Here is an 8,073-nt window from a genome sequence, read left to right on the forward strand (position 1 = left end):
TTGGAATCGTCAGCCGCGCCTCCACGCCATGCACCGGATGCTGTCACGGCGTCCTTCACGCGGGCAACGCCGCAAGCGAGCGGGCCCCCGGTGCGCAAACGGCTGCTCCCGTCCGGCGGGGTGGAAATTCCGCCGGACGGGAGCAGGGGGCTGGGTGGGTCAGGGGGCCGGTTCGGTCAGCGAGGGGCTCAGACGACCTTGAGGGTCTTGGGCCAGCCCTTGGCCGAGGACTTGGTGAACAGGCTCTTGATGTGTGCGGGCTTCAGCTTGATGCAGGCCAGGGACTTGTAGTCGCCGTTGCCGTCCCAGCGCCACGGGGAGTCCTTGCCCCTCTTGGGGCCCTGCTTGCCGTTCTTCTGCATCTCGCTGTGGATGAAGAGCTCGGTGCGCTTGGTGCCGTTGCTGCACTTCTTGTCCTGCAGCTTGATGACGTAGCCCTTGATCGCGCTCCCGTTGAAGTTCTTCTTGTGGAACTCGATCTTGTACGAGCCGTTGGGGAGCCACCCCGCGTTCGGCTTGCAGGCGTTCGTCGAGCCGTTGCCCGAGCCGGCCCGCCAGGTGGCGACGGGCTTCTTCTTGCCCGCTGCCATCAGGTGCAGCTTGCTGTTGCTCGGGTTCTTCTTGTTCTTGACGAACTTGAGGTACTGCTTCGGCTTCGCCTTCTTCTTGCCTGCCGCCGCGAACGCCGGTGCCGCTTCGGCCGGCTGTGCGGTGGCGGGCTGCGCGGTGGCCACGGACATGCCCGTGCTCAGGAGCACGACGGCCAGGGCGGCCGGTGCGAAGCGCGTGCGGAGTGTCTGACTGGTCATGGAGCAAGTCCCCGTTCTTCTCTGGCTGGTGGGTGGGGGAGCCTCGGCTCCGCCACCTGCTGGGCCAGACCTTGCCCGTCCCGGCGACGCCGCGTCCACAGGGATCGGCGGGACGGGAAAAGGCGGGACGTCAGCCTGTCCGACCTGCTGTCATGCCCTCATCTGGGAAGCTGCGGTGGGACGTCCCCAAGGGTGGGACGGGCATCTCTCGCGCGAGCGTGCGAGCGGACTGGCCAAGGGCTGCAGTCTGCATAACGCCGTATAGGCCTAATTATCAGCCTCCTTTGTGTTGCCGAGTGTGGCGGTGAAATATTCTGAGCAGTTCCTCCGAGGGAGGATCAGGGCATGAAGTTCGTCTGACGCGCGGCGTGTTGCCGGGCCTGCTGACGTCACCGGGCAAGAAGAGGGGGGAAGCGCTATGCCGCGCGGACGGGGGATGCCGGAGTCGTTGAGTGAGCCGGCCGCCGAGCTGGTGGCGGGGCTGCGGACGGTGAAGAGCCGTGGTGGGCTGACGCTGGTGGCGCTGGAGCGGAAGACGGCGTACAGCAAGTCCTCGTGGGAGCGTTATCTGAACGGCCGAACCCTGCCCTCGGCGGACGCGGTACGGGCGTTGTGCACCGTGGCCGGCTGCGATCCGGTGCCGTTGCTGGCCCTGCGTGAGGTGGCGGCATCGGACGCGGCCGCGCGGAAGGAGCCCGGAGGACGCGGCGGGGCTGAGGACTCGGGGGGCGTGGGGGGCTTGGGACCAGGCCATGCGCCGGAGCCGGCGCATGGCCTGGTCCCCGTGCCCCGCACGGTCGACGCGGCGGGCGACCCCGGCCCCGTGCCCCGTACGGCCGCCTCCCCCGGCCCCTGGTGGCGGCGGTGGCCCGCGCTCGTCGTGCTGGGGGCCGGGGTCGCCGTCGCCGGTGGGGTGGTGATCGCCGAGCCGTGGCAGACCTCGAGCAAGGCCGCTGCCCCGCAGTCCCCGTTCACCAGCGCCCACGACGGGCCCTACGTCTGGGGGCGCGAGACCTCCTACCCCTGCCGCATCCAGCAGCACAGCGGCCGTACCTACGCCGGACACAGCGGTACGCACCAGACCGTCCTGGCCCACAACACCACCAGCTGGGACGTGGTCGAGGCCCAGTGTCTGCTGCGCGAAGCGGGCTTCGACCCGGGCGCCGTGGACGGGGTCTACGGCCCCAACACCGAACAGGCCGTCAAGCGGCTGCAGGCGAAGGCGGGGATCGAGGACGACGGGCTGGTCGGGCCCGACACCTGGAAGGTGTTGCGCGGATGAGTCTGCTGCCCCTGGAGCCCACCGCCGAGGAGAGCGCCTGCGCCGAGGCTCTGCGTGCCATCCGGTCGCGAAGTGGGCTGTCGCTGAAAGAGGTTGCGGCTCAGACCCCGTACAGCAAGTCGTCGTGGGAGCGGTACCTCAATGGGAAGACCCCTCCGCCGCGTGCCGCTGTCGTGGCCCTCTGCCGCCTCGCCCGGCAGCCTCCCGCGCACACGCTCGCCCTCTGGGAGCGCGCCGAGACCGCCAGGAACCGGCCTCCGCGCCCGGCCGCACCCGCACCCGTGCCCGAGCCGGCAGCCGGGGCCGTACCCGTACCCGTACGCGAAGAACCCCCGCGGCCGGAGCAGCACAACCGGCGTCCCTCCCTCCGCCACGCGCGCACCGCCGTCGTCCTCGCCGCCGCCCTCCTCTGTACCGTCTGGCTGGTCATGGCAGGCCCCTGGCGGTCGGAGAGCGCCGATGCCGACGCCCCGGCGTCCTCCGAGCCCGAGTTCGCCTGTTACGGCCAGCGGTGCACGGGCCAGGACGTCATCGCCACCCGTTGCGGTATGCACCCCGCCATGGTCGCCACCCACCGGCCCGCCCCCGGCCTCCGGGTCGACCTGCGGTACGAAGCCGGGTGCGGTGCGGGCTGGGCGCGGGTCTGGGGGCAGCGCATCGGGGACGTCTTCACCGTCTCCGCGGCGGGCGGGGCGCCGCAGACGCTCACCGTGCCGGACAAGTACGCGACCGGGGTCCGCCTCCACACGCCCATGGTCGCCACGGACAGCCCGGAGACCCTTCGGGTCTGCGTCAGCCGTGCCCCGGACGGGCCTCGGCAGTGCTATCCGGCCGCGTCGCCGACCCCCTGAACCGTGCGCCGCCGGGAGCCGGCGTTACGCCAGGTCGCCGATGAACGCCTGCCAGGCGTCGTGGCGGAAGGTGAGGACGGGGCCCGTGGGGCGAGTGCTGTCGCGGACCGGGATCAGGTGGGGGAGGTTCGGGGCGACCTCGACGCACTCGTTGTTGCCGCCGCTGTACGAGCTGGTACGCCACTGCGCGCCTGACAAGTTCGGCGGGCTGTGGTGTGCGCTGTTCATGCTTGATGCTCCTTGGCCCTGCGACGGATGACAGCGCGGGACTCCGTCGGGGAGAGCGCGGACGTCCGCGCGGCATCGAACAGGTCCTGGTAGCGCGAGACGTCCGCCTCCCGTTCCAGCCACATGGAACCGGACGGGTTGTCCGCCAGCACCACGTCGAGCGCCCCCTCCTCGGGAAAACCCAGCACTACGTACGGGCCGAACATACTCGCATGTGCCCCGCGCGAGAACGGCAGCACCTGCACGGTCACGTTCGGGTGCTCGGAACTGGCCAGCAGGTGCTGCAACTGCGCGTTCATCACCTGGGCACCGCCGACTTGCTGGAGGAGGACGGCTTCCGACAGTACGGCCCAGAGCTGTAGTGGGGCGTCGTCCAGGAGTCGTTCTTGTCGTGCCAGACGGACCTGGACGAACTTATCGATCTCGTCCGCCGTCTGCCACTGGCGCGAAGCCACGGTAACGGCGCGGATGTACTCCGGGGTCTGGAGCAGTCCGGGAATCAGCTGCGCTTGGAAGGTGCGGATCGATCCAGCCATGGCCTCCAAGGCGATGTAGTCGCGGTAGGTGTCGGCGAGGACATCGCCGTACTGGTTCCACCAGCCCTCCCGTCGCCTGCGGTTGGCCTTGCGGGCCAAAGAGGCGAGACGGTCCCGGATGCCGGGGTCGGAGATCTCGTACGCGTGCAGCATCGCCGTCAGATCGGGGAGCCGGACCGCCACCCGACCGTTCTCGATCCGACTGATCTTGCCCTTGGTGCAGTCCAGGGCTTCGGCCGCTTGGCTGGTGGTCAGGCCGACTGCCTCCCGCAACCTCCTCAGTTCATCGCCGAGTTGGCGGCCGAGGACGGTGGATGTGTTGGCGGCGGCGCTCTTCGCGTGCATGTGAACACCTTTAGCAAAGTAGCGGCTCTGTTAGGGCGAGGTTACCCGAAAGAGGGAAAAATGATGTTGAGGCCATCGGCAACGTTGCATTTTCGAGTGCTGCGAGCTCATCCTGCTGGTGTTGGAGAGAACCTCATGTGAACGGGCCTCTCCCGCAAGGGATTTCAGTCGACCGCGCCACTGGAGGACCGTGATGGCTGAACTATGTGAAGTGAACTTCCGGCTGGTCCGACGCCGCAGCAGCGTCCCCCGGGTCCGCGCCCTCCTGCGCGCCAAGCTCGGTGAGTGGCGAGCCGGGGAGGCGCCCGCCGACACGGCGGAGTTGGTGCTCTCGGAGCTCGTCACCAACGCCCTGCGGGTCGCCGTCCCCGGGGACCGGATGATCGGCGTTCGCATCATGTGCCGGGACCGGGGGGCCTCGCTCCGGCTTGAGGTGAGTGACGCCGGTGGAGGGCGCCCCGTCGTGCGGCGGCCCGCTGAGCTGGAGACCGGCGGGCGGGGGCTGCTGCTCGTGGAGGCGCTGGCGTACCGCTGGGGCGTCGACGAGCGGTCGGCGGGGATCGGCAAGACGGTCTGGGCGGAGGTGATGGCACCCGGGGCCGCGTCCGAACCGGTGGCCGCCGAGGCCGAGATCGCCGCCGCTACCGTGCGACCCGGTCAGTCCGTGCGGGTCTGGGGTGCCTGGTGCACCGTCCGCAGCGTGCGCAGTGAGCGGTACGCCTCGGGTGGGCTCGCGGTCGTGATCGGCCTGGATGACGGGCCCGGCCTGCGGATGGATGCCGCGGAACCGCTCATGGTGCGGGACGGTGTGCGGCCGCCCGCGGCCGGCGACCCCGTGGTGGCGTCGTGAGGAGTCTGTGGCGCAGGGTTCGAGGGCGTTCGGCGCGGTGTACGGAGCCGCGATTTCGCGGCACGTTGCTCCAGCTCGTCGGCGGGTGGCCGACCGTGGTCAGCCGGGCCGGTGTACCGGTGGTGCCTGTGCCGCTGCTCGTCGCCGACTCCGTGCGGCCCACCGTCCGGCGGGCCGGGCGCGGTTCGCTGCGGGGGCAGGTGCGTGTCCCCGCCCACTTCGATGATCCGCATCCCAGGATCGCCGCCGTCTTCGGAGTGGCCTGATGCGCCTCCTCCTCGATACCCGCGTGATCGTGTGGTGGCTCGATGACGCGGCGGAGCTGTCCGAACCCGTCAAGCACCTGCTCGACACCACGGACGGCGTGCACATCAGTGCCGTGTCGCCGTGGGAGATCACCCTCAAGCAGCACATGGGCCTGATCGAAGGCCCGGGTGACCTGGCGGAACGGGTGCGCGACCTCGCGTTTCCGAGTCTGCCCGTCACCGCCGCGCACGGCGTGCGGGCCGGGCGGCTCCCGATGGTGCACGACGACCCCTTCGGCCGGATTCTCGTCGCCCAGGCGCAGGCCCATGGGCTGGTCGTCGTGACTCGTAACCCGTGGATTTCGCAGTACGACGTCGAGGTCATGCCGGTGTGACGCATGCCAGGCATGCGCGCTCGGCGCCGCACCGGACCCGGGCCGCCGACACCCCTCAGGCGTCCGAGGGGTGGGTGTGATCGCGGCTTCGGCGGAGCGGCAACGTCTGGCTGAGGATCAGCAGGAGCATCCCGCCGAGCAGCAGGGCGTTCCCGCCGTAGAAGCGGACCTCCCAGGAGACGCCCGGCAGCACCCGGAAGTGCAGGAGGCTCTGGAGCACGAGGGAGGCACCCATGAGCAGGGCGCCGCATCCGTGGAGCTGCGGCCTGGTGACGTGGCGGCGTGCCGTGGGCGCGATCCACCCTGTCTGGAGCGTGGCCGTTCCCATGGCGATCGCCAGCAGTCCCAGGAGCGTGCCCGTGCCCACTACCCATGCCATGGTGTCGCTCCGCTCTCCTCGGTCAGGTCGATCAGGCGGCAGACCGTCTCGATGTCGATCTTGACCTGGGCGATCGACGCCCGGCCCGACAGCCACGTGATCAGCGCGGAGTGCCAGGTGTGCTCGATCACCCGGACCGTCGAGAGCTGCTCCGGCGTCGGGTGTTCCAGGCCCATCGCGTCCAGGATGATCGCCGTCGTGAGGCGGGAGACCGTGTCCACCTCCGGGCTCACGCTGCGGTCCGCGAAGGTGAGGGCGCGGACCATGGCGTCCGCCAGGTGCGGTTCGCGCTGGAGGGCGCGGAAGGCGCGCATCAGGGTCTCGGCGACCCGCTGGGCCGCGTCGTCGCCGGCCGGGGGGCGTTTGCGGAGCGTGGAGTGCATGTGCTGGAGCTGGTCCTGCATGGTGGCGACCAGGAGATGGATCTTGGAGGGGAAGTAGCGGTAGAGGGTGCCCAGGGCCACCCCGGCCGCCTCCGCCACCTCGCGCATCTGCACCGCCTCGAAGCCGCCGCGGCTGGCGAGCTGGGCGCTGGCGTGCAGGATGCGGCGGCGGCGGGCCTCCTGCCGCTCGGTCAGCGGCGGCGCTGCCGGTCTGGCGTCCGCGGTCATGCTGTCCCCATCCGCGATCCCTGCGTGATCATGCTGTCCCCGTTCACGATCCGTGATCCGCGATCCGTGGTTCATCCCTGCGTTCCGCACCCGCCCGGACCCCGCGCGTGCGTCCGGGCGCGCACAGCATGCCAGGGTGTCCGTCGTGGCGCGAATCACCTGATCCGGGCCTCACACCGACGCTACCTGCCGGTAGATTCGATGCACGTCGAACGATCAAGTCTGAAACTTGTTCTAGATTAGCGCTACCGGTTACGCTCCGGCGAACACGCAGTCAGAAGGGGGCCGAGTGTGACCGCTGAGGCCATAGAGACGGGCCCCCGCACGGGCGGCAGCAGCTCCTCCGCCGGGGCCGGCGACCGGCCGCTGCGCATCGCGCTCCTCACGTACAAGGGCAACCCGTTCTGCGGCGGCCAGGGCGTCTACGTCCGCCACCTCGGGCGTGAGCTCGCGCGGCTGGGACACAGTGTCGAGGTCATCGGCGCGCAGCCCTACCCCGTACTCGACGAGGGCGTTCCGCTCACCGAGCTGCCCAGCCTCGACCTCTACCGGCAGCCCGATCCGTTCCGTACGCCGAAGTGGGGCGAGTACCGGGACTGGGTCGACCTCGCCGAGGTCGCCACCATGTGGACCGGCGGCTTCCCCGAACCGCTCACCTTCAGCCTCCGCGCCCGCCGCCATCTCCTGGCCCGGCGCGGCGAGTTCGACGTCGTCCACGACAACCAGACCCTCGGTTACGGGCTCCTCGGCGACCTCGGGGCCCCGCTCGTGACGACGATCCACCACCCCATCACCGTGGACCGCAGGCTCGACCTGGCGGCCGCCGCGACCCGCCGCCGGCGCGCCTCCGTACGCCGCTGGTACGCCTTCACCCGGATGCAGAAGCGCGTCGCCCGCAAGCTGGACACCGTCCTCACCGTCTCCGGCTCCTCCCGTGACGAGATCGTCGAGGACCTCGGCGTCCGCGCGGACCGGATCAGCGTCGTCCACATCGGCGCCGACACCGACCTCTGGTCGCCCGACCCCTCCGTCGCCGAGGTGCCGGGCCGCATCGTCACCACCTCCAGCGCCGACGTCCCGCTCAAGGGCCTGGTCCACCTCGTCGATGCGCTCGCCAAGCTCCGCACGGAGAACCCCGCCGCCCACCTCGTCGTCGTCGGCAAGCGCGCCGAGGACGGACCGGTCGCCCGGGCCATAGAGCGGCACGGGCTCACCGGCGCCGTCGAGTTCGTCAAGGGCATCAGCGACGCCGAGCTGGTCGACCTCGTACGCAGCGCCCAGGTCTCCTGTGTGCCGTCGCTGTACGAGGGGTTCTCGCTGCCCGCCGCCGAGGCGATGGCCACCGGCACCCCCCTCGTCGCCACCACAGGCGGCGCGATCCCCGAGGTCTCCGGCCGCGACGGGGAGACCTGCCTCGCGGTGGCGCCCGGCGACGCGGACGCGCTGGCCGGGGCGCTCGGCCGGCTGCTGGCCGATCAGACCGCTGCTCGACCATCCGGTGGACGTCTTCGAGAAGGTACTCCGCACCAATGTGGTGGCTCC

General features: G+C 70.6%; 11 protein-coding genes. 6 read left to right on the top strand and 5 right to left on the bottom strand.

The window, feature by feature from the left end:
- Positions 1-188: 188 nt before the first annotated feature.
- Positions 189-809 (bottom strand): hypothetical protein, encoded by a 621-nt coding sequence (locus ABZ154_RS31405; RefSeq protein ID WP_356837760.1) that lies wholly within the window; start codon positions 807-809, stop codon positions 189-191.
- Between the two features lie 448 nt (positions 810-1,257).
- Here ABZ154_RS31405 and ABZ154_RS31410 point away from each other — a divergent pair, with 448 nt between their 5' ends.
- Complete coding sequence (locus tag ABZ154_RS31410) at positions 1,258-2,091, top strand: peptidoglycan-binding protein (protein WP_356837761.1); 834 nt, start codon at positions 1,258-1,260, stop codon at positions 2,089-2,091.
- Positions 2,088-2,942 (top strand): helix-turn-helix domain-containing protein, encoded by an 855-nt coding sequence (locus ABZ154_RS31415; protein WP_356837762.1) that lies wholly within the window; start codon positions 2,088-2,090, stop codon positions 2,940-2,942. Before ABZ154_RS31410 ends, ABZ154_RS31415 begins: the two co-directional genes overlap by 4 nt.
- Before the next feature lie 24 nt (positions 2,943-2,966).
- On the opposite strand, the gene ABZ154_RS31420 is transcribed toward ABZ154_RS31415, so the two are convergent.
- Both ABZ154_RS31420 and ABZ154_RS31425 read right to left on the bottom strand, forming a co-directional pair.
- Positions 2,967-3,170, bottom strand: coding sequence for a DUF397 domain-containing protein (locus tag ABZ154_RS31420; protein ID WP_356837763.1), 204 nt, complete (start codon positions 3,168-3,170; stop codon positions 2,967-2,969).
- Positions 3,167-4,051, bottom strand: coding sequence for a helix-turn-helix transcriptional regulator (locus tag ABZ154_RS31425; RefSeq protein WP_356837764.1), 885 nt, complete (start codon positions 4,049-4,051; stop codon positions 3,167-3,169). Before ABZ154_RS31425 ends, ABZ154_RS31420 begins: the two co-directional genes overlap by 4 nt.
- Positions 4,052-4,244: 193 nt before the next feature.
- On the opposite strand from ABZ154_RS31425, the gene ABZ154_RS31430 reads away from it, so the two are divergent.
- The 3 genes from ABZ154_RS31430 (at position 4,245) to ABZ154_RS31440 (ending at position 5,541) form a co-directional block, all read left to right on the top strand.
- The gene (locus tag ABZ154_RS31430) at positions 4,245-4,901 is read left to right on the top strand and encodes an ATP-binding protein (protein WP_356837765.1); all 657 of its coding nucleotides are present in this window, start codon (positions 4,245-4,247) and stop codon (positions 4,899-4,901) included.
- Between the two features lie 119 nt (positions 4,902-5,020).
- Positions 5,021-5,167, top strand: coding sequence for a hypothetical protein (locus tag ABZ154_RS31435; protein ID WP_356837766.1), 147 nt, complete (start codon positions 5,021-5,023; stop codon positions 5,165-5,167).
- Complete coding sequence (locus ABZ154_RS31440) at positions 5,167-5,541, top strand: type II toxin-antitoxin system VapC family toxin (protein WP_356837767.1); 375 nt, start codon at positions 5,167-5,169, stop codon at positions 5,539-5,541. The genes ABZ154_RS31435 and ABZ154_RS31440 overlap by 1 nt, the downstream gene beginning before the upstream one ends.
- 55 nt (positions 5,542-5,596) lie before the next feature.
- Here ABZ154_RS31440 and ABZ154_RS31445 read toward each other — a convergent pair whose 3' ends face one another.
- Together ABZ154_RS31445 and ABZ154_RS31450 are read right to left on the bottom strand one after the other, a co-directional pair.
- Entirely contained in the window at positions 5,597-5,920 is a 324-nt protein-coding gene (locus ABZ154_RS31445; protein ID WP_356837768.1) for a hypothetical protein, read from the bottom strand.
- Positions 5,908-6,531 (bottom strand): TetR family transcriptional regulator, encoded by a 624-nt coding sequence (locus ABZ154_RS31450; protein ID WP_356837769.1) that lies wholly within the window; start codon positions 6,529-6,531, stop codon positions 5,908-5,910. Before ABZ154_RS31450 ends, ABZ154_RS31445 begins: the two co-directional genes overlap by 13 nt.
- Before the next feature lie 291 nt (positions 6,532-6,822).
- On the opposite strand from ABZ154_RS31450, the gene ABZ154_RS31455 reads away from it, so the two are divergent.
- The coding region (locus ABZ154_RS31455; RefSeq protein ID WP_356837770.1) for a glycosyltransferase family 4 protein at positions 6,823-8,073 on the top strand (1,251 nt) is incomplete at its 3' end.

The sequence above is a fragment of the Streptomyces sp. NPDC006261 genome (genome assembly GCF_040613515.1).
Lineage (GTDB): Bacteria > Actinomycetota > Actinomycetes > Streptomycetales > Streptomycetaceae > Streptomyces.

Excerpts from the sequence above, each read along its gene's own strand:
- ABZ154_RS31415 (WP_356837762.1), top strand. The coding sequence starts at position 2,088 with ATGAGTCTGCTGCCCCTGGAGCCCACCGCCGAGGAGAGCGCCTGCGCC.
- ABZ154_RS31450 (WP_356837769.1), bottom strand. The coding sequence starts at position 6,531 with ATGACCGCGGACGCCAGACCGGCAGCGCCGCCGCTGACCGAGCGGCAG.
- ABZ154_RS31430 (WP_356837765.1), top strand. The coding sequence starts at position 4,245 with ATGGCTGAACTATGTGAAGTGAACTTCCGGCTGGTCCGACGCCGCAGC.
- ABZ154_RS31445 (WP_356837768.1), bottom strand. The coding sequence starts at position 5,920 with ATGGCATGGGTAGTGGGCACGGGCACGCTCCTGGGACTGCTGGCGATC.
- ABZ154_RS31425 (WP_356837764.1), bottom strand. The coding sequence starts at position 4,051 with ATGCACGCGAAGAGCGCCGCCGCCAACACATCCACCGTCCTCGGCCGC.
- ABZ154_RS31405 (WP_356837760.1), bottom strand. The coding sequence starts at position 809 with ATGACCAGTCAGACACTCCGCACGCGCTTCGCACCGGCCGCCCTGGCC.
- ABZ154_RS31420 (WP_356837763.1), bottom strand. The coding sequence starts at position 3,170 with ATGAACAGCGCACACCACAGCCCGCCGAACTTGTCAGGCGCGCAGTGG.
- ABZ154_RS31440 (WP_356837767.1), top strand. The coding sequence starts at position 5,167 with ATGCGCCTCCTCCTCGATACCCGCGTGATCGTGTGGTGGCTCGATGAC.